This window comes from Bacillus sp. MYb78, assembly GCF_002975115.1.
Classification (GTDB): Bacteria; Bacillota; Bacilli; order Bacillales; family Bacillaceae_G; genus Bacillus_A; species Bacillus_A cereus.
Genome location: NZ_PCOB01000005.1, coordinates 167,380 through 191,213, shown reverse-complemented (window position 1 = coordinate 191,213; position 23,834 = coordinate 167,380). Strand labels below are relative to the sequence as shown.

Here is a 23,834-nt window from a genome sequence, read left to right as displayed (position 1 = left end):
CAAAGGCCATTGTTCAAATGAATATTCTTGCTTCTTCTCAGCTACCGAAGCTCTCTGGAAAGAATGTGTTCATCCTACTTTTCCTTTTCAACGCTTTTACGTATAACAAGTATTTTACGACTTAATCACAGAAAAATCAAACTTTTATCCAGAACGAAAAGGAAATCCCATCCTCCCGCCGAATACCTATACGTTCACAAAAGGAGTGATAACATTGAACCAAAAACAACTAAGCACTATAAATGAAAAAAGCTGGAATACAGCTGCTTATGAAGCTTGGACGAATCGCCACGGGGCACCAGCTGATTATGCGAAAAAAATCATGGAAGATCCCACACGCGAAGTAGCACATTATTTACCTTACATACAATCTCCAAAAGGAAAATGTATTATTAATTTACTCGGCTCAAAAGGAAATAAAGCTGTTGCTCTCGCCCTTTTAGGCTCTGACGTAACAGTTGTTGATATTTCAGCAAGTAATGCAAAATATGCAAATGAACTTGCTGCCGCCGCAGACGTCTCTATTCATTACATCGTTTCTGATGTACTAGATGTAAATCTCTCCAAATCATTTGATATCGTATTACTGGAGCTTGGTGTACTTCATTACTTTCTAGATTTAAAACCACTTTTCAAAAAAATTTCTCAACTACTAAAGCCAGGTGGGATACTTATCCTTCGCGATTACCATCCAATATACACAAAGCTATTAGGAGTAGACCATCCATCATTTCGAGCAAGTGGAAATTATTTCGATGAAGAATTAATTGAAGATGATGTTGCTTATAGCATCCTTCTTACAGAAGCACAGAAAGAATCGCTACCTAAAACAACCATCCGTCGCTGGACGCTAGGAGAAATCATTACAACACTTGCGGAAGAACGTTTTAAAATTGAAAAACTAGTTGAAGAACATGGATCTCATCAAAGATGGGTCTTCCCTTCTACTGCACCAGAAGGAATCGAAGAACGTATCCCTGGTCTATATACAATAATTGCGACAGCATGCAAAAAAGGATCCCTTCACGGATAGGATCCTTTTTGCATGCTCACGCATATAAGTTGAGGTTGGAGATTACCATAATTCTGTAGAATAGGACACAAGATATTTCAACATTTCGTCTCTGACTTACGTCGTCAAAAAGGGGTATGACCAACATAACGAAGAGTAATGTTTTTAGTTGATACTGATAATCGTTATCAACTAATTAGAAGTATACATGATGTCATTTCAAATTTCAATAGCATTTCTAATATTTATTTATGAATTTTATGATATGCAAATGTATATATTTTAAGAACTTTTTCTAATACCAATCTGACTCCTTCCATTATCTGCTATAATTTTTATTGAACAGATTAATAACTTCATAATAATGTTTTTATTAATTTCGTTCTAAATATCTATAAATCATAATAAATAGTTTAAATGAGGGTAGGGGTAACGATGAAATATGTTAGTATTCGAAAAAAACTACTGTTCACACTCTTAAGCATTTCTTCTTTATTTAGCATTGCTCTTATTGTTATTCTTTCATTCGCCATGAATCAAGCAAGTGAAATCGAAACGTTAAAAAATGATGTATCGAAAAGAGCGACGATTTTAAAAGAACGTGGCGATTGGTTCCAAGGACAAGTTGCTGGTTTACAAGAATATTTGCTATCACATGATCAAAAAGGATTAGATAAGTTCAACCGAGAAGGGAAAAAATTAGCTGATACTAGAGAGAAAGTAACAAGTGACAAAAAGCTCCCAGAAGGAATGAAAGAAGCCATTTTAATGGGAGGAAAATGGCGTAGCGTCATAGATAATGAGGTACTCCCTCTTGCGCGTGAAGGAAAATGGGACGAAGCATCTAGAATTGCTTTAGCACAAACAGATTATGTAAATGATCTTTTAGGTCGTTTTAATAAATATACAAATGAAGAAAATGAGAAACGTGACGCATTAATTGCTGATGTCGAGTCTTCTTCATCACTTATTCAATATATTATTTTCTTCTCACTCATTACATGTACATTAACGTCTATTTTATTAGCATGGTGGTTCTCTGGTAAACTCGTTAAACCAATTCGACAAATTGATGAGAAGTTAAAAGAATTAGCTTCTCAAGATGGAGATTTAACGGCTAGATTACACGTAACGAGTAAAGATGAAATTGGTGACATTGCAAATTCCTTTAATCAAATGCTCACTAACTTACAGCATATAATAAAACAAGTTCAACAAACATCAACAAGTGTAAAAGAAGCTTCCGAAAATGTATTTATCGAAACAACCGCTTCTATGGAAAATACCGCAAGGACCCAAGAAACTATGAATGCTCTTGAACACAATATTCGTTCACAAGTTTCTAGCATTGAAGAAAGTTCAACCGCAATGGATGACATGGCAACGAGTGTTCAGCGTATCGCTGAGTCCGCGTCTTCTGTTACTAGTTTAGCTGTCACAACTTCAGAAAAAGCAGATAATGGGAATAAAGTCATTGAGAAATCTATTACACAAATGCATACAATTAACGAAGCCGTTAACGCTACATCACAAGTAGTTGAGCGACTCATTACACATACAAATCATATCGATACTGCACTTCAATCTATTTCGAATATCGCCGAGCAAACAAATTTACTCGCTTTAAATGCTTCTATTGAAGCAGCTCGTGCTGGTGAACACGGCAAAGGATTCGCTGTTGTTGCCGATGAAGTTAGAAAACTTGCTGAACAATCTCAAATAGCCGCAACTGACATTAACCATTTACTGCATCAAATTCAAGCTGATACAAAAATAGCAAATGACATGATGACACAAGGTCAAGCAGAGGCTTCTGAAGGAATTACGGTTATTCGTACCGCCGGATCTTCATTCTCAGAAATTGTTAACCACATTAACAAAGTCTCTACGCAAATGCAAGAAATGTCTGCAACTGCTGAAGAGATGGCTGCAAGCTCTGAAGAAATGAATGCAGCTTTAAATAATATCGCTTCTATTTCAAACGAAGTTGCTGCAGAAACATCACAAACAGCACATTCGGCTGGTGATCAAGTAAACAAAATGAGTATCGTGGCTAACAAATCATCTGAAATGAAAACAATCGTACAAGAACTTGAAGTTCTCGTTTCTCATTTCAAAACAAACGCTTAAAGTGAAAATGACACGAACTCAAAGGTATAGGAAAGCAAGTTTTACAGTCTCTCTTTTTTCACTTTAAAATATCTCTTTCTATCTCTCATTCCGTCTGCTATAATTCCTAAAGGAAATAAGAAAGCTTTATTCCAACTGGAGTAAAGCTTTCTTTCAATTTTTTTACATTTATTAATTCTAATACTAAGATTTCACAAAGGAGGCTTTTTATCATATGAATTTTGTAAGTATCAGAAAAAAACTTATGTTCATGATGGGAACGATTTGCGCTTTATTCGGTATCGCCTTAGCATTTATTTTATTTTTTGCTATTGACCAATCTCGTAAAGCTGAAACATTACAAAAAGAAATTTCTCCACTGGCAACAGAATTAAAAGAGCGTGGAGACGCTTATCAAGTACAGCTCTCTGCTCTAAGAGGTTATTTACTACAACATGATCAAGTCGAATTAGACAAGTTTAATGAGATGAGTAAACGTCTTGAGGATTCAAAAGATAAACTTCTTTCTAATCCAAATGCTTCTTCGTCCGTAAAAAGCACAATGGAATTAGGGTCTACTTGGAGAAAGTTCGTTGAGGAAAAAGTATTCACTCTTGCAAAAGAACAAAAATGGGAAGAAGCTTTACAAGTAGCTTCTTCAGAGAACGGAACTGTCTATAAAGTAATTGGTGACTTCACAAATTACAGTAATGAACAAGCTAAATTACGTGAACAATCTATTGAAAAAATTGACCAATCTGCACTCTTAATCGAATATGTTATTTTCTTATCACTCGTTATTTGTATTGTCGCTGCAATTATTCTTGCATGGTGGTTCTCTGGTAAACTTGTGAAACCAATTCAACAAATTGACACGAAGCTAAAAGAATTAGCCTCTCAAGAAGGTGACTTAACGGCACGTCTACAAGTAAATAGCAACGATGAAATCGGTGCTATCGCAACATCATTTAATAAAATGTTAGAAAACCTACAACATATCATTAATCGTGTTCAAAAAACATCAGTGGAAGTACAAACTGCTTCTGAAAATATGCTAGAAAAAACGAATACATCACGTGAGGCGACAGTAAGAGTCCAAAGCTCGATGTCTAACTTAAATGCAAGTATTCAATCACAAACTTCTAGTATGGAAGAAAGTTCAACTGCAATGGACGATATGGCAGTAAGTGTTCAGCGTATTGCTGAATCTGCTTCATCTGTAGCGGAACTTGCTGTTGCCACATCTGAACATGCTAGCGATGGAAGTACCGTTATCCAAAAATCTGTTTCACAAATGACAACGATACACGAAGCTGTAAATGCTACGTCAGAAGTGGTTGAACGTCTAATCACTCATACGAAATATATTGATACTGCTGTACAATCTATTTCTAATATTGCTGAGCAAACAAACTTACTTGCTTTAAATGCTTCTATTGAGGCAGCTCGTGCTGGCGAGCAAGGAAAAGGATTTGCTGTCGTAGCTGACGAAGTTCGAAAACTTGCTGAACAATCTAAAACAGCTGCAACAGACATTAATCAATTACTACATCAAATTCAAAATGATACAGAGACTGCTAGCTCTATGATGTCTCAAGGCCGTTCTGAAGCATTTGAAGGCATTAATGTTATTCGTGAAGCTGGTACTTCTTTCTCAACAATTGTAGAACAAGTAAATAAAGTATCTACTCAAATGCAAGATATATCAGCAACTGCTGAAGAGATGGCTGCAAGTGCTGAAGAAATGAACGCTTCACTTAATAACATCGCTTCTATCTCGACTGAAGTATCCAGCGAAACTGCCGCAACGGCACAATCTGCTGAAAAAAAAGTTATCGTTATGAATGAAATGGCAGTAACTGCTGGAAAAATGAAACAAACAGTTGAAGAGTTAGATCAACTCGTATCTCATTTTAAAACAGAATAGATTTTCAAAAAAATATCCCTCTTTTAAAGAGGGATATTTTTTTGAGCTCATTTCCTGCACATTATGCTCATTTCCGTTATAATGAGAATCGATATCATTAAATTGTAGGAGGGGCTGCTTATGTCACAAGAAGCATTTGAAAATAAATTATTTGCCAATTTAGAAGCTGTTATTGACCCTGAACTAGGTGTTGATATCGTTAATCTTGGATTAGTGTATGATGTTACAGCAGATGAAAATAATAATACTGTCATTACGATGACGATGACTTCTATCGGTTGTCCAATGGCTGGGCAAATCGTATCAGACGTTAAAAAAGTATTATCAACGAACGTACCTGAAGTTAATGAAATAGAAGTAAATGTCGTTTGGAATCCACCGTGGTCGAAAGAACGTATGTCACGTATGGCGAAAATCGCATTAGGCATTCGCGACTAGCGGGATAAAGAAAAAAAACCTGACACTCTAGTCAGGTTTTTTTCTCTTATTATTTTACGCCTACTGCATCATAAGCTTTCGTTACAGCTTGTACAGCTTTAGAGTTTTTACCATATAAATCTTCAGCTGACTGAAGTGCAGCTTGGCGCATCATTTTAAAGTCAGAGTTTGCAGTTAAATATTTCGTAAGAGCACGGTAGTAAATTTTTTCAGTAGCTTCACGGCCCACTCCAGTTACTTTCACGCCGTAATGATCTCCGCCTTCAGATACTAAATAAGCAGCTTTATTATTAATACTACTGTTAATATGAACGCCGCCATTATCAGCTGTTCCAGTATAACGTTTATTATAGTGATCTGGGTAACCTTCACCTGGTTTTAATGGGTTTGGAATAGATGCTGGATCTTTCAATGAACGAAGTGCATCACCTGGTTTACCAGGTGTATAAATGTCAGCACCTAAATCCCAGCTCTTCTTCTCAACCATAACACCCATAATATCAGATAACGATTCATTTAACGCCCCTGACTCATTTTTGTAAACAAGGTTTGCTGTATGTTCAGTTACAGCATGCGTTAATTCGTGACCGATAACATCAAGTCCAGCAGATAATGGAATGAATGTTTTTCCATCGCCATCACCATACATCATTTGCACACCATTCCAAGCTGCGTTATTCCACGCTGTACCTACGTGAACAGTTGAAATAAGCTTCGCACCTTTATCATCGAAAGAGTTACGATTAAATGTCTTTTTGTAGTAATCATATACTTTTCCTGCATTTACATGCGCATCAACTGCAGCTTTATCTTCGAAGAACTTAGATTTACTTTCAACTTCTTCTCCTGTATATCCAAGCCATTGTGAGAATAAATTAAACCAGTTCTCGTCCATATTCTCTGCATCAAATGTATGGATACCTTGTCCTCGTTTACCATCAAACAAGTTGAATTGTCCTGTTTTCGTATCTTGAGCAATTTCAAATGATTGTCTAGCACCTAATACTCCGTAACCAAATCCAGTAATGTTATCTACAGCGTTATATTTCTCAATAACATTTCCATTCGTTGCATCAACAAAATAATGCCAATACCCTGGAGCTGGTTTTGAAATCGATGCCTTAACTAAGTATGCAAGGTAGTAATTACCGTCTTTTTCATATACAAATAAATCTTTTTTCACACCGTCATAACTCTTTACTTTGCCAATTTCTTTCTCAATATCTGCCTTTGCAATTGTTTCTGCTTGTTCCGCAGTAATGCTTGCAGCTGCAGGAATATTTTTATCATCTAAATTCGGAATAACTTGTCCGAAGAATGCTTTTACATTATTTTCTTTATCAAGTGTAACAGTTTGATCAGAACCGTACACAGGAATGTTATTATGTTTCTCAACTAGCTTCACATGTGTCGTATCAGATTCAGCGTCTTTTTCTTCCCCAACGATATTAAAATGCTTTTCAATATTTCCTGCTAATTTAAACATATCTTTCTTACTCTCTAAGTATTGAAAGACCGTCTCTTTTTTATCTAGTCCTTCCGGTGCTTTCCATTCTTCACCTATGTATGCAGGTGTTTTAAATTCTTGATGATATTGAATTTTTTGTTCTTCCGCTTTCGTTGTCGTTGCCCCAAACGCTCCAAATCCCCCGGCGATAACAGTTAACGCTAATGCTGATGAAATGACTTGCTTTTTCACTATAACATTCCCCATTCCCATAAAGATTTTTGACACTTTTATACAATTCTTATTTTTTCACCCGATACCTCTACCAAAAATTTGAGAAACATTTTTCAGATAATTCCAATCAAAAAAAGAGGACATCTATCGGATGTCCTCTTTTTTATAAACCTTTTATTGTTTTTTCAATTCAATTGCTAAATAGTGTGATTGCTCTTTCGCTTGAATGTGAATATCTTCTTCTACAGATTCTGCTGCATCCCGCATAACAAACGTCTCACCATTTATTACACTGCTTCCTTCAATTTGTACAAGGTACAATTGACGTCCTTCTTTCACTGGAAAATGAATTTCTTTTCCAGCCTCTAATGATAAAGAATATAAATTCGCATCTTGGTGAATTTGAATTGGTGCATTTCCTTCTACTGAAGATACCATATGGAACCATTCATTTTCACGCTTGCTCCAATCAAATTTAAACTCACCATAGTTTGGTTTATGATCCGCACGGTCTGGTAAAATCCAAATTTGTAATAAACGCAGCGTTTCATCGCCTAAATTATGCTCGCTATGAAATACACCCGTGCCAGCACTCATATATTGAACATGTCCACGCTCAATCGTTCCGCGATTTCCCATGCTGTCTTCATGTGTTAAAGCACCATCTACAACGTAAGAAATAATCTCCATATCACGGTGCGGATGCATATCAAAACCAGTTTGCGCCGCTACTAGATCATCATTAATAACACGTAACGCTCCGAAGTTCATGTTATTTGGATTGTAGTAATTGGCAAAAGAAAAATGAAAATGTGTATTTAACCAACCATGATTTGCTCTGCCCATATTTTTATGATCAACTTTTCTAAACATATCCTTCACCTCATACTATCTCGAATTCGAGATTTATTTTAAAATTTTTTCTTACTGTAACTTTTTTAATAGTGTTAATAACTGCTTTTGTTCCTCTATATTTAAATTATGAAACTTCTCTGCTTGGAACGTTTCTTGAGGTGGGACGATTTCCTCATATAAAGCTCTTCCCTTTTCTGTTAAAGAAATATATTTCGTGGTACCCTCTTGTTCACGCAAAATCCACTCAAGCTGCTCCATTTTATTTAAAAGCTGCGTTACATTTCCTTTCGTAACAAATAGCTTATTTCCAAGTTCTTGCTGCGTTAAACGATTATGTCCTCCAACTTGAGCTAACACATCAAACTGAGCGGCAGATATATTCCATTTTTTCAAATGCTGATTCGTCTCACGAATACTCTTATTATAAAAGCGTGACAAACGAAACCATAATAGTAGCCCTAGTCTATCTTCTGTTTTCATTTCATCACCTCGCTCGTTTCATATCATTAGTTTAGAACTAAACTTAATAAAAGTCAAATACTTATTTTTAATAAGTATAAAAGCACAGCGCTATTTCTCCACTATGCTTTACATTAACTTTCTACTCTTATATTCATCCAATTTCCTCTCCGCGAACTTCCTCGCATCTTTTTCAATCCACCGCTCTTCGTACCGTTCACTTCCCACATACAATATATCTCTCTTATGCTGCATCGCATGGCGGAATTCATGCAGTAGCGTTTTGAGAACTTGATCATACTCTTCCCACATACAAACGAAAATTAATTGCTTTTCTTTATGATAAAAACCACCTACTGGGAATAGGAACTCTTCTTCCTCTTCCCCTAATGATAGAAGCACATCATTTGCATCACACGTATCACAAAAAATAACGGGCGTTTTACATACTTCAATAAGAGAAAACAAATCCTCTCTCAACTTTTTGACATCCCAAGGAAGCTCCGAATCCAACACATACCAATTCTCTACCTGTTGATATACATTTTGAAACTGGAGTTCCATTTCTCTTTATTCCCCTTTCCAAGCACCCTTTTTCTATATGTATGCCACAATATGGTAAATATTAAACATATTCTTTCATCCTTGAAAAAATGCCAATAAAAAAGGAATCTACGTCGACATAGATTCCTTTTCTGTAATCACTTTTTTTTCATCATTTTTTTAAATACAAAATAACCAATTGCACAAACAATAGCAGCAAGTGCAAAGTATTTCACATATGGCCCCGCAACTTTATTAATACTTTCCCACTCTGTTCCTAATTTAAAACCTAAATATACAAACACAATTGACCACGGAATAACAGCTAATGTAGTTAGCGTAATAAACTTAGCATGTGACATTTTCGCAATACCCGCTGGTATCGAAATAGCATGACGCACAACCGGAATAAAACGTGCGGTAAAGATAACGCCAGTTCCATAACGATTAAACCAATCTTCAGCATAATCAATATGTTTCTTCTGGATTAAAATATATTTTCCATATCGCTCAAGAACAGGTCTTCCTCCATATCGACCAATCCAATAAATGAATAGTTGTGCAATTACACCACCAATTGTACCGAACGCAACAGCGCCCCAAAATGTAATGCTTCCTGTTGATACTAAATAACCTGCATAAGACAATACGATTTCACTTGGAATAACCTCTAGCATTAATCCAAGCATAATTCCCCAATAACCAAGTCCTTCTAAAAAAACTAAAACCGAATGAATCAACTCTCCTAACATCATGTACCTCTCTTTACTGTTTTCATTACAAAAATAAAAGTACAAGCAGGAAATATCTTGTACTTTTATTTTTTTCAATTTAGTTAGTCTTCGTATCCCACTTAAAGATTTTATTTAAGAATTTATATACATTCTTCGACTCTTTTGTCAAAAGTGGGCCTAAAATGGATAGTATAAGCACGTATAGTGCTGAGAATGGTTTCAGTACTGACATTAAACCACCGGCGATACCGATATTAGCCATAATGATGGAGAACTCTCCTCTTGAAACGATTGTTAATCCGATATTTGTTGATGCTTTATGAGATAATCCAGCTTGTCTTCCTGCGATCATTCCTGCTACAAAGTTACCGATTATCGTAAGAAGGACAGCGCCTAACGTTAACCATATCGCTCCGCCTAATGAGAACGGATCAATACTTAACCCGAAGCTGAAGAAGAAAATAGCTCCGAAAAAGTCTCTAAATGGAACAACAAGATGTTCAATTCGATCACTATGCTCTGTCTCAGAGAAAACTAATCCTAGAAGAAGTGCTCCAATTGCTTCTGCAACGTGAATTGTTTCTGAAAAACCAGCAATGAAGAATAACGAAGCAAATACTACAATAATAAAGATTTCATCTGAGCTAATGTTGAGCAATTTATTTAATAACGGCGTAGCCTTTCTAGCTACTATAAAGAATAGAAGCATATATCCTAAAGCAATTCCAATTGAAGTAAGGGCACCTAAGAAGGAAGCGTGATCTCCAAGTACTAAACCAGAAACAACTGATAGATATACAGCAAGGAATATATCTTCAAACATAATAATTCCTAAAATTAATTCGGTTTCATTATTACCAGTTCTTCTTAAGTCCACTAACACTTTAGCAACGATAGCGCTAGAAGAAATCGTAATAATACCCGCAATAATTAAGATTTCTAGTAATGGGAATCCCATTATAAATCCGTATAACAAACCAAGTGAAAAGTTAATTAAAATATAAATCGTTCCACCAATCGCAATAGAGCGTCCAGATTTAATTAGTTTTTTCATTGAAAATTCTAATCCTAGATAGAATAGAAGGAATAGAACCCCAATCCGTCCAAGGAAGGAAATTACACTTGCACTTTCAATAAATTTGAGATCGATAACACCTATCGTCGGTGCATGCGGTCCTACTAACATTCCAAGAACAATTAGAAAAGGAATTACTGAGAATTTAAATTTTCCAGCAATTACTGCTGCAATTGCCACTAAAACTAAAGCTGTACCAACTTCAAAAATTAACGTATCCATCTAATCAGTCCCCCTATTTGAAAGTAATTCATTAATAATTTTTTTAATTTCTTCTCTCTCACCTGAAACTACAAGCATATCTCCGTCTTCAATTACTGTTTCTGGTCCTGGATTAAATAGCTTCTTCATGTTCTTCTTCATAACTGCGATTATCGTTACGCTATATGTTTTTCTTATTTCAAGATCGCCAATTGTTTTTCCGATTGCTGGAGCTGTATTCTCCACTTTGAACCACTCAATCGCTAAACCTTCAAAAACCATCTCAACATTTTCTAACGCCCTAGGCTTATATACCATTCCACCTAATATTGCTGCGATTTGTCTTGCCTCTGAGTCACGTAGTGAAATACTTGAGATGCTTTCTTCATGGTCTGAATCAAAATGATACATTTCTCTACGTCCATCATCATGAATGACAATTACCATCTTTTCGTTACCTTTCGTAACGATTTGAAACTTATAACCAATACCCGGAAGTTCACTTTCTCTAATATTCATTTTTAGCTCCTCCATAACTTTTTTTATTTTAATTTTCTGTTTTTCTGTCTTTTATTCATCCAATCAATTTTAGAAATTCTAACCACTCAGGATATTTGTGATTTGGAAATCTTTTATTGTAATAATAAGTGGATCCTAAAAAGATACTTAAAGATGTAATGATAAAAAATATATTACTTCTCATTTTCAAACTCTCAAGGCTTACTTTCCATAAAGAATCTTCTTTCAAATTATCCCCACCTTCTCGCTTTAAATTTAGTTTTTTAAAATGTAAATAATTCTAAAAATATTACGATGTAACATAATCATAACACAAAAATGATTTAAGTAACATAATTTTTTAGAAAAATTGATTCTCGTATATTTTTTGCATATAATTTTCTTATTACGAAAAAAAGGAAGTGTATTATATGGTTGATATCTTTAGCAGATTCCTTGAGGTAACGAATAATATTTTATGGTCATATATTCTTATTGCAATGCTAATCGGCTTCGGTCTTTACTTCTCTTTTAAATTAAAATTTGTCCAAATTACTCATTTCAGTGAGATGGTCAGCTTAATTAGTAAAGGGTTTAATCGAAAAGAAAAAAAGAAAGATAGCATCTCTCCATTCCAAGCATTTTGCTTAAGTGCAGCAGCACGTATCGGTATTGGGAACTTAGCCGGTGTAGCATTAGCAATTTCAATGGGTGGACCTGGCGCAATATTTTGGATGTGGTTTATCGCGATTATCGGAGCAGCTACTAGTTTCGTAGAATGTACACTTGCGCAAATTTATAAAGTAAAAGATGGAAGTAGGTTCCGTGGTGGACCAGCATATTACATGGAAAAAGGGTTAAACAAACGCTGGATGGGCGTCTGGTTTTCACTTCTTATTACAGTTGCGTACGGATTAATTTTCAATTCAGTTCAAGCGAATACAGTAACAATAGCGTTTGAAAATGCTTTTGGACTAGAGCGAACGATCGTAGGAGCTCTATTAGCCTTATTAGTTGCAGTTATTATTTTTGGTGGTATTAAGAGCATTTCACGTATTACAGAAATGATTGTTCCGCCAATGGCAATCGTTTATATCGGCGTGGCTATTTTTGTCGTTATTAACAACTTCAGTATGTTACCAAGCATTTTCATGGAAATCTTTAACGGTGCATTCGGTTTAGACCAAGCCATCGCTGGTGGTGTTGGAGCAGCAATCAAGTTCGGTATTCAGCGCGGTTTATTCGCTACAGAAGCAGGAATGGGTAGTTCTCCTAATGCAGCCGCAACATCTGATGTATCTCACCCTGTAAAACAAGGGCTTGTTCAAGCATTAGGCGTTTTCGTAGATACATTCTTAGTATGTACATCAACAGCATTTATCGTATTATGTTCTGGACTTTACAAAGGATCAAATTTAGAAGGCATCGAATTAACACAAAACGCATTAAGTTCACAAATTGGACCGTGGGCAAGCACTTTCTTAGCGATTATTATTTTCCTATTCGCTTTCAGTTCACTTCTAGGAAACTACTATTATGGTGAAACAAATATCGCATTCATTAAAGAAAGCAAAACATGGTTAATGATTTATCGTGTTGCAGTTGTCGGAATGGTATTCTTCGGATCAATCGCTGCTCTTAAAACAGTTTGGAGTTTAGCTGATTTATTCATGGGACTAATGGTATTCACAAACTTAATTGCCATCTCATTCCTTAGCAAATTTGCTTACGCTGCATTAGTAGACTATTTGAAGCAAAAGAAACAAGGCAAAGATCCTGTCTTCGTTGCAAACTCTATCCCTGGCTTAAAGAATACAGAGTGCTGGGATGGACAGGATGTAGAAGAAAAACAAAAGGCTGTTTAACAAATAAAAGCACAAGCGGCTCGTTTAGAACAAGAGCCATATCTCAAACAAAGGCCCTATTACTTCATCGTAATAGGGCCTTTTATTTACAACAGTTCATAATTTGTTCAAATTAATTCCAGCAAAAGGATTGATTTATAGAGATTACTAGATTATAATAATTATAAATTAGTAATTGATATCACATAACAACTCAAAAGGAGATTGATCATAATGAACAAACAAGTAATCGAAGTATTAAACAAACAAGTAGCAGACTGGAGCGTTTTATTCACAAAACTTCACAACTTCCATTGGTACGTAAAAGGACCTCAATTCTTCACATTACACGAGAAATTCGAAGAACTTTACACAGAATCAGCTACTCACATCGACGAAATTGCAGAACGTATTTTAGCAATTGGTGGTAAACCAGTAGCAACAATGAAAGAATACCTAGAAATATCTTCTATTCAAGAAGCAGCTTACGGAGAAACTGCAGAAGGGATGGTCGAAGCAATCATGAAAGACTACCAAATGATGCTAGTCGAACTGAAAAAAGGCATGGAAATTGCTCAAGACTCTGACGATGAAATGACATCTGACCTACTACTAGGCATCTACACAGAACTAGAAAAACACGCTTGGATGCTACGTGCGTTCTTGAATCAATAATAGACTTTAAAGCGGAGGCGGCTCGTTCAGAACAGGAGGGTGTTGGAACTCCTGATTACGAGGCGCTTTTTGCCTCGAATGAAGGAGTGAAACAACCGACTGTTCTAGCCGCTGGAGCTGGATATCATTAAAAGCGGAAGCGGCTCGTTTAGAGTCGCTTTTTTATGTAATGGTCGCACTTAAAGGTACACGAAATTATATCAACGATTTTTCAAATATATCGATTATAACTCGCAATATATCAACGATTTTTTCATTATATCGATCATTACCCGCAATATATCAACGATTTTTTCATTATATCGATCATTACCCGCAATATATCAACGATTTTTTCATTATATCGATCATTACCCGCAATATATCAACGATTTTTTCATTATATCGATCATTACCCGCAATATATCAACGATTTTTTCATTATATCGATCATTACCCGCAATATATCAACGATTTGACAAAGGATATCAATTTGCCGACAAATCACGACAATATCAGCGCCCCTCTCCCCCTACTTTTATCAATATATTACAATCTCATCTATGTTAAAATATAGGAAACACCCTTTAGCTTTTCCAAATTCATCATTTACTACTTAAATGACGGGAGTGGTTCAGTTGAAAGACTACTTAATTAGAGCATTTTTTGCGTTAATAACAGTTGGGATTCTCTTACTTATAGCTAATATTTTCAATATACGTGTCGAGGTTAAGGACTATGCTTTCCTCGTTGTCGTAGCAATTGGTGGCGGCTGGGGTGGCTGGTACCTGTATAAAAAACAAAATAAAAATAACAATAAAGGCATTCCGAAATAATATGGAATGCCTTTATTCTATATTACATAATTAAACTTAAACCAATAATAAAAGCAGTCCCCAAAAAATATCATAAAAACCCATATTCTATGGTAAATAAAAAGAATTCATTTTGAATATAGAAACAGTCCAAAATCTTGCATAACAGAGGTATAACCCATTTGCCGCAACATTGTGGCTATATTCCCACGGTGATATGCTCCGTGGGTGACGACGTGTAGTATTGTTTCAGAAACCGTCGTATCTAGGTGCCCAGCATATGGATTATCAACCTCAACCACTTTTTCATAATCTTGTTGACTACTTAAAAGTACTTTATATCGTTTAGATAATTCATAAAAACTAGTTTTCATTTCCTCAATATTTTTTGTTTCCAGCTGCTCTTTCAATTGGTCTGTGTGTACCATTGCATCACTCATGCTTTTACCAGAAATAATCTCAAACCAGGCTAAATCTGTGAGGTATATGTGAGACATTACTTTTGCCACCGAAGAAAAACCACTCTTAACTTCCTTATGGAAAATGTCTTGCGGTAGTTCTTTTAAGCGATTTAAAATAACTTCATTTGCCCATAAGTGGTAGTTATACATTTTTAATACAGAACGCCCCATGCTCATCTCTCCTCCAATTTTCATTTTAATGATTAGATTATGATACATAGCTGATTAAAAATTTCCAAAGGATTACATCTATAAAATTTATTCTCATTTCGATTAAAAAAACCTCTACTAACTTCATAAAAACATTCGGTATCTTCCACAATCTGACCCTTTAACGGAACAATTATATGTCACTCAATAATTCCTTACTCACCCTTTATTCAGATGTTCTTTTTTAATTCATCAAAACATCCCTCCATCTACTTCCCCTCTTCAAACGCTTCCACATCTCACTATCAATATATTGAACCAAATTAAAAACACATGCTTTTTTAAAATAAACTTTCATGTGTTTCCAAAGACATCTATAAAAAACAAAGCAATCAAAATGATAAAGGCATTCCAAAGTAATATGGAATGCCTCTTTTATTGCCTTCTGTAATAAATAATGAAATTCAGACCACTAATACAACCAATCGCAATAAACATACAAAACGATTGTGGATCTCCAGCCAAATTATACTCATCAACAATAAAGCCAATCATAAAGAGTGTTATCGCCGAAACACCGATACACAATATCGAAATAAACCAAAGCGAAAATTCATTAATTAGCTCTTTCTTCTGTGTTGAAACGATTAACATAACAAGAATAGACGCTGCTAAAATACTTTTAAAAACAGGACGTAAATACACAAACTCCTCCATCAATTTCTCCTTTTCCAAAAAACATCATATCTCAACATTAACATATTTAACCAAATTAAAAACACATGCCATCTTAAATTAAAACGACATGTGTTTCCGTATTTGCTATGATAGTTGCTTCCACTTCGTTCCCAAAACAGGACGCTCATAATTTTGGATTGCATGAATTAGTTTATCTGTCGTCTCAGCTGAAACGATCAATTCTTTATTTGATGGATTCATAAATCCTTCTTCTGCTGCACGTTCAACCATTTGCAGAATTGGCCCGTAAAAACCTTTTATGTTTAATAAACCAACCGGCTTATTATGTATACCAATTTGTGACCAACATACAACTTCAAATAGTTCTTCAAACGTTCCGTATCCGCCTGGAAGCGCAATAAAAGCATCTGCAAGCTCTGCCATTTTCGCTTTACGTTCATGCATCGTCTCTACTTCAATTAATTCTGTTAATCCTGTATGCACAATTTCTCCTCGGAATAGACCGCGTGGCATAACACCTGTTACACGTCCACCTAAACGAAGAACTTCGTTTGCTACTTCTCCCATTAATCCAACGCATGAACCACCGTATACGAGCTCATACTCGTTCTCAACAAACATTTTACCTAACTGAATTGCCTGCTCTTTGAATTCTGGTCTCTCCCCTAAATTAGAACCTGCAAACACACAAATCTTTCTCATTCCTACACCCCGAAACTATATATTGTTATGATACAATTGACATTGTACAACATATTGAGGAGATGAGGAAGAAATGGATATCGTTGCATTTCAAAGATGGGTTGAGGAATTTTACGAAAAACGAAGCTGGTCACAGTATAATGCCTTTATTCGCTTAAATTTCTTAACCGAGGAAGTTGGGGAAGTTTCACGAGTCGTTCGTGCTATTGAAATCGGCCGCGATCGCCCTGATGAAGATGCGAAAACAGAAGAAGAGCTAAAACAAGAACTAAAAGAAGAACTTGGCGATGTACTATCTAACCTTATTATTCTTTCGCAAAAATATGATTTAGACTTACAAGACATTATGGACGCACACGTCACAAAGCTTTCGAAAAGGTTCGAAGTATCTAAATGAGAATATTATCAATTATGGTATAATATTCTTGTCACAATACTAAGGGGGATTTTATGTTATCAAAAAAATTGCACGACGCATTAAATGAACAAATGAACTTTGAATTTTACTCTGCCCATGCTTATATGGCAATGGCTGCTTACTGTACAGCTGAGAGCTATGATGGATTCGCTAACTTTTTCCTTGTACAAGCTGAAGAAGAACGTTTCCACGCAATGAAGCTTTACAACTATATTAATGACCGCGGAGAGCGCGCTATTATTACTGGATTTGATAATCCGAATAACGAATACGAATCTGTATTAAACGCTTTTGAAGTCGCACTTGAGCACGAGCGTGAAGTAACGAAACGTATTTACAACTTATCTGATATCGCTTGGGATGAGCGTGAACATGCAACAATTACATTCTTAAAATGGTTCGTTGACGAACAAGTTGAAGAAGAAGCTTCATTCGATAGCATCATCCAAAAACTAAAACGTATTACAAGCGATTCAAACGCACTGTTTATGCTAGATGCTGAATTAGAGAAACGTACATTTACGCCTCCAGCTGAGTAATATTTCAATCACCTTAATACATGTATTAAGGTGATTTTTTTGTTTGCTCTCTATCTTAAAATCACCTTAAATTTCCTCATATTTGACATAGTGCCAGATATAAAATGGTATTATTTTCAATATAAAAACGAATATACGAGGAGAGGAAAAATGAATCAACGTGTAGAAGCTGTTGATGCAATTCGTGGTTTCGCTTTGTTTGGCATTTTACTAGTCAATATGACATTAATTCAATTTGGGTTCTTCACCAGTGAAAAACCAACTTATCTATTTGGCGATCTTGATAAAGGTGCTAATTGGTTTATTCAATTTTTCGGCACACATAACTTTATATCCCTATTTTCTTTTCTATTTGGGCTTAGCATTATTTTGTTACAAAAAAGTATTATCGCAAAAGGAAAAAAATTCTTCCCCACATACATAAGACGTATTATCATTCTTTTACTACTCGGCTACATTCATGGCACTTTTGTTTGGGAGGGAGATATTTTATTTGCATACGGAATAATCGGGATTTTTTTAATGATATTCATCAATCGAAAACCGAAAACTTTGCTTATTTGGGCGATTATTCTACTCGCACTTATTACACTTATGTCTTATCAAACTGATCCATCTACAAATATAAATGATTTCGCACCTTATACTGAAAAAGAACATAAAGTCCATCAAACTGGAAGCTATATGGATCACGTCAACTTTAGATTGACTGAAAATCCTTTTGATTACATGGGAATTGACGGTGCATTCGGATTATTTTTCATATCAGTTTTCGCAATAATTTTTATGTCTCCACTGTTCCTACTCGGAATGTATGTAGGGAAAAAAGGCTGGCTATTTGAGGTCAGTAAACATATACCTGCTGTCAAAAAAATATGGTTTGCCACCGGTCTCTTCTCTTTTACAATTAAAATCTTAGCTATGTTCATAAAACACCCGGTTTTAATTATGTTACAAGATGGCCTTACACCAGTAACTATGACCTTCTTTTACGGAAGCACAATCATTTTATTATTCCATTACAAAAAAGCAACCCGTCTACTAACATACATGGCGAACATGGGGAAAATGTCCGTTAGTAATTACTTAGCGCAATCTATTATCGCAACAACCATTTTTTACGCATATGGATTTGGCTTATACGGGAAAATCGGCTATTTCTTCGGTATTCTTTTAACCATCGGAATTTATACGATTCAATTATTCGTTAGCACCTATTGGCTCCAGAAATATCGAATGGGGCCAGTGGAATATGTCTGGAGACTGGGAACATATTTAGAGAAACCACGTTTTAAAAGAGACTTGGATAAAGCAAGTTAAACAAAAAAGCAATGAGCCTACGCTCATTGCTTTTCTTAATTTATTAAAGCATAACCCCAACGATAATCGCTGATAATATACTTACTAACGTTGCACCGTATACAAGTTTTAAACCGAATGATGATACAACGTTTGCTTGTTTGCCATCGATACTCTTCGTTGCACCTGCGATAATTCCGATAGATGAGAAGTTCGCAAATGATACAAGGAAGATAGATAAAATACCTACTGTACGAGCTGATAAATCGCCAGCTACTTTTCCAAGGTCAAGCATTGCAACGAATTCGTTCGTTACTAATTTTGTTGCCATAATTTGTCCTGCTTGTAACATCTCTGATGTTGGAATACCCATTACGAATGCTAATGGTGAGAAGATATATCCTAAAATGCTTTGGAATGTGATTCCGAAAATTGAATCGAATACACCATTAATTGCTGTAATTAATGCCACGAAACCGATTAACATCGCCGCTACTGTTACAGCGATTGAGAAACCAAGCATAATATATTCGCCTAACATTTCAAAGAATGTTTGTTTCTTGTCTTCTTGTAATTCTAAAATATCGTCTTCTTCTTTTACTTCATATGGATTAATGATATGAACGATAATGAATCCACTGAATAAGTTTAATACAAGTGCTGTTACTACATATTTTGGATCAATCATTTTCATATAAGAACCGACAATTGACATCGATACTGTAGACATTGAAGATGCACAAAGTGTGTATAAACGATTTTTCGGTAATTTGCTTAGTTGATCTTTTACTGTAATGAATACTTCCCCTTGACCAACGATTGCAGCTGCTACCGCATTATATGATTCTAGTTTTCCTAAACCGTTAACTTTACTTAATAGGAAACCGACTGCACGAATGATAATCGGTAAAACTTTAATATGTTGCAGGATCCCGATTAATACTGCTAAGAAAATAATCGGTAATAATACTGTTAAGAAGAATGGTGCTTGTCCATCGTTTGCTAGACCACCAAATACGAAATTAACCCCAGCTTCCGCAAATTTTAAAATAGAACCAAATCCATCTGCGATCCCTTTTACTAATACAAATCCGACCTTTGTATTTAGTAAGAAATACGCAAGTACCAATTGAATAACAAGCATAAGTGCAATTGGTTTATATTTAATCTTCTTACGATCTGAACTGATAAGGAAACCTAGTACAAACACTACAAGTAAACCGACTAGAAACATTACTATTTTCATATGTGAATCCCCCACTTCTCCCACGAATTATTGGTCGTATAACGTATAACGAATGACGTCTGACCATTGTTGTTAAAAAAATTTAAAACCCCTAAAACTATTCAACTGTCATCTAAAATCAGTAAGCGTTTACATAAATTGCAATTTATAAAAGGTAGCTTCTTCTCTCCTACCATACTTGAAAGTCTGAAATTGATACCACCTACAAATCAAATTGTAAGCGTTATCTAGGTGAAATGCAATATAAATTTTAAAAGATTTTTATATGTTAATATATTCCTAATTAATTGGTTTTTTCATGCAAATTTACCATAAAAAAAGGATGGCCCTAGCTATGAGCTAGAGCCATCCTTTTTTTATAACATAACACCAACGATAATCGCTGATAGAATACTTACTAATGTCGCACCGTACACAAGGCGTAGACCGAATGATGATACAACATTTGATTGATTTTCATCGATACCTTTCGTTGCACCTGCAATAATTCCGATAGATGAGAAGTTCGCAAATGATACAAGGAATACAGAAAGAATACCAACTGTACGAGCCGATAAATCACCAGCTACTTTTCCAAGGTCAAGCATCGCAACAAACTCGTTTGATACTAATTTTGTTGCCATAATTTGTCCCGCTGTTACCATTTCTGCTTGCGGGATGCCCATTACGAATGCTAATGGTGAGAAAATATATCCTAAAATAGCTTGGAATGTAATACCGAACATTGTATCAAACAAGCTATTGATTGCTGTAATTAATGCTACGAAACCGAGTAACATAGCTGCTACTGTAATCGCAATCGTGAAACCAAGCATAATGTACTCGCTCAGCATTTCAAAGAATGATTGTTTTTTCTTATTTTCTAATTTCAGTGTATCTTCTTCTTCTGTAATATCGTACGGGTTAATAATATGAATGATAATGAAACCACTAAATAAATTTAATACAAGTGCTGTTACTACATATTTCGGTTCGATCATTTTCATATAAGAACCAACGATTGACATCGACACTGTCGACATAGAAGATGCACATAATGTATATAAACGATGTTTTGGGATTTTACTTAATTGATCTTTTACTGTAATAAATACTTCTGCTTGTCCAACAATGGCAGCTGCTACTGCGTTATATGATTCTAGTTTTCCTAGACCATTCACTTTACTTAACAACGTACCAATAGCACGAATAAATATCGGTAAAATTTTAAAGTGTTGCAGAATTCCGATTAAAACCGCAAAGAATACGATTGGTAATAACGCTGTTAAGAAGAATGAAACCTCTCCTTTATTAACAAGACCACCAAATACGAAAACGATTCCAGCTTCCGCATATCCAAGAAGTGCGCCAAATCCATCTGAAATTCCTTTTACTAAAATATAACCAACTTGCGTATTTAATAAGAAATAAGATAATGCTAGCTGAATAATAAGCATAATTGCGATTGGTTTATACTTAATCTTCTTTCGATCGGCACTTATAAGAAAACCGAGTACAAATACAACGAGTAATCCTACAAGGAACATAACAAACTTCATTAATAAAATCCTCCATTTAACTCTTCATTAACGTTGAACGTCTGACCATTCAAAACAAGAAATAATCCGAACTTTCCATTTCTCCTCCAAAATCTTCAATCGGATAGAAAAGATCATAAAACCTCTTATTTCAAAGGCATTTTCCATTCTAACATAAATCACAACTCATATCCGCACTTTTCTCAAAAAAATACATTTTATTATGAACCATTCATGAATGTTCGTCTTTTTCATTATAAAGCGAAACTTTAATGAGCAGGAGTTTCACTTCACACAAATAGCTGAACCAACAAAAAATGAGCATCAAGTTTCACTTGATGCTCACCTCATTATACTGCTTTTTCTTTATCAGCTACCGCTGGCTTATCCCAACACTCTGTATTGTTCAAACCTGGAATAGACTCCGCATAAAAGACTGGATCTTTCCCTTGTTTCTTTTGCTTAATATAATCTGATAACGCTGCGAAAGCGTACTTAGAAAGGAATACAATTGCTACTAAGTTAATAACAGCCATAATTCCCATAAATAAATCTGCTAAATCCCAAACGATTTGAATTGTCGCTACAGATCCTAGCATAACCATACCAAGTACAGCAATGCGGTATGCATTTAATAGCACTTTACTTCCATTTAAGAATTCAATATTTGTTTCACCATAGTAGTAGTTACCTACTAATGAACTGAATGCAAACAAGAAGATTGCAACTGCTACAAATATAGAAGCCCATGGACCGATATGTTGACTTAACGCCTGCTGCGTTAATTGAATTCCATTTAAATCAGCTGCATTATGCACGTCTGATAAAAGAATGATAAATGCTGTACAACTACAAATTAATAATGTATCTGTAAATACCCCTAAAGTTTGAATGAAACCTTGTTTAACTGGGTGCGTTACGTTTGCAGTCGCTGCTGCGTTTGGCGCACTACCCATACCTGCTTCATTTGAGAATAATCCACGTTTTACCCCTAATAAAATCGCAGCTCCTAATCCTCCGCCTACTACTTCTTTAATTCCGAAAGCATGTAAGAAAATTTCTTTAAATACATATGGAATTGCCGTAATGTTTGTTACAACAACGAATAATGCTACTGCTACATAAATAATTGCCATTACTGGAACAATCATTTCAACCGCGCGAGCAATTCGTTTTACTCCGCCGAAAATAATAACTGCAAGTAAACCAGCCATAACAAGACCTACTAATCTGCTATCTGTTTTAAATGCACCATCAAAGGCAGCTGCTACAGTATTAGACTGTACAGCGTTAAAAATCAATCCGAAACTTACTGTTATTAGAACAGAGAACACAACACCTAACCAGCGTTTCTTTAAACCCTTTTCCATATAATACGCTGGGCCCCCACGGAATGCATTCCCATCTTTTACTTTATAAATTTGCGCTAATGTGCTCTCTACAAATGCAGAAGCACCCCCAATTACCGCAATTAACCACATCCAAAATACTGCTCCTGGACCACCTGCTGAGATCGCAATAGCTACACCTGCTAAGTTACCAGTACCTACACGAGAAGCTGTACTCATACAAAACGCTTGGAATGATGATACGCCGCTCTTCTCTTTTTGCGCTTTTCTCGTTTTCGAGCTTGCTCCATCCCCAAGCAAACGAATCATTTCACCGAAGTAACGAACTTGGACAAATTTCACACGAAATGAAAAATAGAGCCCTAACCCAATTAACATCGCAATAATGACATATGACCAAAGGATATTATTTACATCCCCAATTACCCTAGCTAAAAAATCCATATTTGTATTGCCCCCTCTTCCTAACAATAAGAAAATTATATTCTAAAAACTTTAAGTAATCAAGAACTTTATGTAAGGTTTTATGACATTAGTATGTTAACTTTCTTAACATACGTGTTTTTTTTCATAAAAATATAGCTATTACATGCATTTATCCAATACTCA

The 23,834-nt window shown here is 35.4% G+C and carries 24 protein-coding genes and 1 other annotated feature (1 of these 25 running past the window's edge); of the genes, 11 read left to right on the top strand and 13 right to left on the bottom strand.

The features are described from left to right. Positions 1–100: a binding site (T-box leader), on the bottom strand; it reaches 171 nt to the left of the window's first position. Positions 101–214: 114 nt separating this feature from the next. From CQ064_RS13305 to CQ064_RS13290, 4 genes are all read left to right on the top strand, one after another. Further along, positions 215–1,033 carry a class I SAM-dependent methyltransferase gene (locus CQ064_RS13305; RefSeq protein ID WP_001072247.1) on the top strand — a complete coding sequence of 273 codons (819 nt, stop codon included), beginning with the start codon at positions 215–217 and terminating at the stop codon, positions 1,031–1,033. Between the two features lie 414 nt (positions 1,034–1,447). Continuing rightward, positions 1,448–3,142 (top strand): methyl-accepting chemotaxis protein, encoded by a 1,695-nt coding sequence (locus tag CQ064_RS13300; protein ID WP_000878450.1) that lies wholly within the window; start codon positions 1,448–1,450, stop codon positions 3,140–3,142. Between the two features lie 214 nt (positions 3,143–3,356). After that, positions 3,357–5,048 (top strand): methyl-accepting chemotaxis protein, encoded by a 1,692-nt coding sequence (locus tag CQ064_RS13295; protein WP_001012193.1) that lies wholly within the window; start codon positions 3,357–3,359, stop codon positions 5,046–5,048. A gap of 120 nt (positions 5,049–5,168) precedes the next feature. Then, complete coding sequence (locus CQ064_RS13290) at positions 5,169–5,486, top strand: metal-sulfur cluster assembly factor (protein WP_000076419.1); 318 nt, start codon at positions 5,169–5,171, stop codon at positions 5,484–5,486. A 49-nt stretch (positions 5,487–5,535) separates the two neighbouring features. On the opposite strand, the gene nprB is transcribed toward CQ064_RS13290, so the two are convergent. The 7 genes from nprB to CQ064_RS13255 all read right to left on the bottom strand — a co-directional run bounded on the left by nprB (position 5,536) and on the right by CQ064_RS13255 (position 11,553). After that, positions 5,536–7,185, bottom strand: a complete 1,650-nt coding sequence (gene nprB / locus CQ064_RS13285) for a neutral protease NprB (protein ID WP_000745122.1) — start codon at positions 7,183–7,185, stop codon at positions 5,536–5,538. Between the two features lie 156 nt (positions 7,186–7,341). Then, entirely contained in the window at positions 7,342–8,040 is a 699-nt protein-coding gene (locus CQ064_RS13280) for a pirin family protein (protein WP_000488929.1), read from the bottom strand. A 51-nt stretch (positions 8,041–8,091) separates the two neighbouring features. After that, positions 8,092–8,502, bottom strand: coding sequence for a MarR family winged helix-turn-helix transcriptional regulator (locus tag CQ064_RS13275; RefSeq protein WP_000845467.1), 411 nt, complete (start codon positions 8,500–8,502; stop codon positions 8,092–8,094). 108 nt (positions 8,503–8,610) lie between these two features. Further along, entirely contained in the window at positions 8,611–9,045 is a 435-nt protein-coding gene (locus CQ064_RS13270; RefSeq protein ID WP_000422800.1) for a DUF3920 family protein, read from the bottom strand. A 137-nt stretch (positions 9,046–9,182) separates the two neighbouring features. Beyond that, positions 9,183–9,776, bottom strand: coding sequence for an undecaprenyl phosphate transporter UptA (gene uptA, locus CQ064_RS13265; RefSeq protein ID WP_000900213.1), 594 nt, complete (start codon positions 9,774–9,776; stop codon positions 9,183–9,185). 79 nt (positions 9,777–9,855) lie between these two features. Beyond that, complete coding sequence (locus CQ064_RS13260; protein WP_000380223.1) at positions 9,856–11,055, bottom strand: cation:proton antiporter; 1,200 nt, start codon at positions 11,053–11,055, stop codon at positions 9,856–9,858. Continuing rightward, positions 11,056–11,553, bottom strand: coding sequence for a cation:proton antiporter regulatory subunit (locus CQ064_RS13255; protein ID WP_001026074.1), 498 nt, complete (start codon positions 11,551–11,553; stop codon positions 11,056–11,058). A 410-nt stretch (positions 11,554–11,963) separates the two neighbouring features. Between CQ064_RS13255 and CQ064_RS13245 the strand changes: the two genes are divergently transcribed. The 4 genes from CQ064_RS13245 to CQ064_RS13235 all read left to right on the top strand — a co-directional run bounded on the left by CQ064_RS13245 (position 11,964) and on the right by CQ064_RS13235 (position 14,866). Further along, complete coding sequence (locus CQ064_RS13245; protein ID WP_000227594.1) at positions 11,964–13,397, top strand: alanine/glycine:cation symporter family protein; 1,434 nt, start codon at positions 11,964–11,966, stop codon at positions 13,395–13,397. 213 nt (positions 13,398–13,610) lie between these two features. Continuing rightward, a complete protein-coding gene (locus CQ064_RS13240) occupies positions 13,611–14,051 on the top strand; it encodes a Dps family protein (protein ID WP_001041891.1) in 441 nt (146 codons plus the stop codon). Next, positions 14,021–14,182: a hypothetical protein gene (locus CQ064_RS33610; protein ID WP_015406518.1), complete on the top strand. Its 162-nt coding sequence runs from the start codon at positions 14,021–14,023 to the stop codon at positions 14,180–14,182. Before CQ064_RS13240 ends, CQ064_RS33610 begins: the two co-directional genes overlap by 31 nt. 486 nt (positions 14,183–14,668) lie before the next feature. Further along, positions 14,669–14,866, top strand: coding sequence for a hypothetical protein (locus CQ064_RS13235; RefSeq protein WP_000656311.1), 198 nt, complete (start codon positions 14,669–14,671; stop codon positions 14,864–14,866). A gap of 107 nt (positions 14,867–14,973) precedes the next feature. Here the strand turns inward: CQ064_RS13235 and CQ064_RS13230 are convergent, their stop codons facing one another. The 3 genes from CQ064_RS13230 to CQ064_RS13220 form a co-directional block, all read right to left on the bottom strand. Further along, the gene (locus CQ064_RS13230; RefSeq protein ID WP_000533785.1) at positions 14,974–15,477 is read right to left on the bottom strand and encodes a DinB family protein; all 504 of its coding nucleotides are present in this window, start codon (positions 15,475–15,477) and stop codon (positions 14,974–14,976) included. Positions 15,478–15,891: 414 nt separating this feature from the next. Continuing rightward, the gene (locus tag CQ064_RS13225) at positions 15,892–16,173 is read right to left on the bottom strand and encodes a hypothetical protein (protein ID WP_000390916.1); all 282 of its coding nucleotides are present in this window, start codon (positions 16,171–16,173) and stop codon (positions 15,892–15,894) included. A 105-nt stretch (positions 16,174–16,278) separates the two neighbouring features. Then, positions 16,279–16,857, bottom strand: coding sequence for an LOG family protein (locus CQ064_RS13220; protein ID WP_001225757.1), 579 nt, complete (start codon positions 16,855–16,857; stop codon positions 16,279–16,281). Between the two features lie 73 nt (positions 16,858–16,930). Between CQ064_RS13220 and CQ064_RS13215 the strand changes: the two genes are divergently transcribed. The 3 genes from CQ064_RS13215 (at position 16,931) to CQ064_RS13205 (ending at position 19,134) form a co-directional block, all read left to right on the top strand. Further along, positions 16,931–17,254, top strand: coding sequence for a MazG nucleotide pyrophosphohydrolase domain-containing protein (locus CQ064_RS13215; protein WP_000355749.1), 324 nt, complete (start codon positions 16,931–16,933; stop codon positions 17,252–17,254). Positions 17,255–17,307: 53 nt separating this feature from the next. Next, on the top strand, positions 17,308–17,814 hold the full coding sequence (locus CQ064_RS13210; RefSeq protein WP_000949403.1) for a ferritin: 507 nt from the start codon (positions 17,308–17,310) through the stop codon (positions 17,812–17,814). A gap of 150 nt (positions 17,815–17,964) precedes the next feature. Then, positions 17,965–19,134, top strand: coding sequence for a DUF418 domain-containing protein (locus CQ064_RS13205; RefSeq protein WP_001076347.1), 1,170 nt, complete (start codon positions 17,965–17,967; stop codon positions 19,132–19,134). Positions 19,135–19,177: 43 nt separating this feature from the next. Here the strand turns inward: CQ064_RS13205 and CQ064_RS13200 are convergent, their stop codons facing one another. The 3 genes from CQ064_RS13200 to CQ064_RS13190 form a co-directional block, all read right to left on the bottom strand. Beyond that, positions 19,178–20,359, bottom strand: coding sequence for a NupC/NupG family nucleoside CNT transporter (locus CQ064_RS13200; RefSeq protein ID WP_000706853.1), 1,182 nt, complete (start codon positions 20,357–20,359; stop codon positions 19,178–19,180). Positions 20,360–20,715: 356 nt separating this feature from the next. Next, positions 20,716–21,897 (bottom strand): NupC/NupG family nucleoside CNT transporter, encoded by a 1,182-nt coding sequence (locus CQ064_RS13195; protein ID WP_000673841.1) that lies wholly within the window; start codon positions 21,895–21,897, stop codon positions 20,716–20,718. A gap of 329 nt (positions 21,898–22,226) precedes the next feature. Further along, positions 22,227–23,669 carry an alanine/glycine:cation symporter family protein gene (locus CQ064_RS13190; RefSeq protein WP_000346409.1) on the bottom strand — a complete coding sequence of 481 codons (1,443 nt, stop codon included), beginning with the start codon at positions 23,667–23,669 and terminating at the stop codon, positions 22,227–22,229. Positions 23,670–23,834: the final 165 nt, after the last annotated feature.

Coding starts and splice junctions, on each gene's coding strand:
- CQ064_RS13300 (WP_000878450.1), top strand. CDS start 1,448: ATGAAATATGTTAGTATTCGAAAAAAACTACTGTTCACACTCTTAAGC.
- CQ064_RS13295 (WP_001012193.1), top strand. CDS start 3,357: ATGAATTTTGTAAGTATCAGAAAAAAACTTATGTTCATGATGGGAACG.
- CQ064_RS13290 (WP_000076419.1), top strand. CDS start 5,169: ATGTCACAAGAAGCATTTGAAAATAAATTATTTGCCAATTTAGAAGCT.
- CQ064_RS13280 (WP_000488929.1), bottom strand. CDS start 8,040: ATGTTTAGAAAAGTTGATCATAAAAATATGGGCAGAGCAAATCATGGT.
- CQ064_RS13275 (WP_000845467.1), bottom strand. CDS start 8,502: ATGAAAACAGAAGATAGACTAGGGCTACTATTATGGTTTCGTTTGTCA.
- CQ064_RS13270 (WP_000422800.1), bottom strand. CDS start 9,045: ATGGAACTCCAGTTTCAAAATGTATATCAACAGGTAGAGAATTGGTAT.
- uptA (WP_000900213.1), bottom strand. CDS start 9,776: ATGTTAGGAGAGTTGATTCATTCGGTTTTAGTTTTTTTAGAAGGACTT.
- CQ064_RS13260 (WP_000380223.1), bottom strand. CDS start 11,055: ATGGATACGTTAATTTTTGAAGTTGGTACAGCTTTAGTTTTAGTGGCA.
- CQ064_RS13255 (WP_001026074.1), bottom strand. CDS start 11,553: ATGAATATTAGAGAAAGTGAACTTCCGGGTATTGGTTATAAGTTTCAA.
- CQ064_RS13245 (WP_000227594.1), top strand. CDS start 11,964: ATGGTTGATATCTTTAGCAGATTCCTTGAGGTAACGAATAATATTTTA.
- CQ064_RS13240 (WP_001041891.1), top strand. CDS start 13,611: ATGAACAAACAAGTAATCGAAGTATTAAACAAACAAGTAGCAGACTGG.
- CQ064_RS13230 (WP_000533785.1), bottom strand. CDS start 15,477: ATGGGGCGTTCTGTATTAAAAATGTATAACTACCACTTATGGGCAAAT.
- CQ064_RS13225 (WP_000390916.1), bottom strand. CDS start 16,173: ATGGAGGAGTTTGTGTATTTACGTCCTGTTTTTAAAAGTATTTTAGCA.
- CQ064_RS13220 (WP_001225757.1), bottom strand. CDS start 16,857: ATGAGAAAGATTTGTGTGTTTGCAGGTTCTAATTTAGGGGAGAGACCA.
- CQ064_RS13215 (WP_000355749.1), top strand. CDS start 16,931: ATGGATATCGTTGCATTTCAAAGATGGGTTGAGGAATTTTACGAAAAA.
- CQ064_RS13210 (WP_000949403.1), top strand. CDS start 17,308: ATGTTATCAAAAAAATTGCACGACGCATTAAATGAACAAATGAACTTT.
- CQ064_RS13205 (WP_001076347.1), top strand. CDS start 17,965: ATGAATCAACGTGTAGAAGCTGTTGATGCAATTCGTGGTTTCGCTTTG.
- CQ064_RS13200 (WP_000706853.1), bottom strand. CDS start 20,359: ATGAAAATAGTAATGTTTCTAGTCGGTTTACTTGTAGTGTTTGTACTA.
- CQ064_RS13195 (WP_000673841.1), bottom strand. CDS start 21,897: ATGAAGTTTGTTATGTTCCTTGTAGGATTACTCGTTGTATTTGTACTC.
- CQ064_RS13190 (WP_000346409.1), bottom strand. CDS start 23,669: ATGGATTTTTTAGCTAGGGTAATTGGGGATGTAAATAATATCCTTTGG.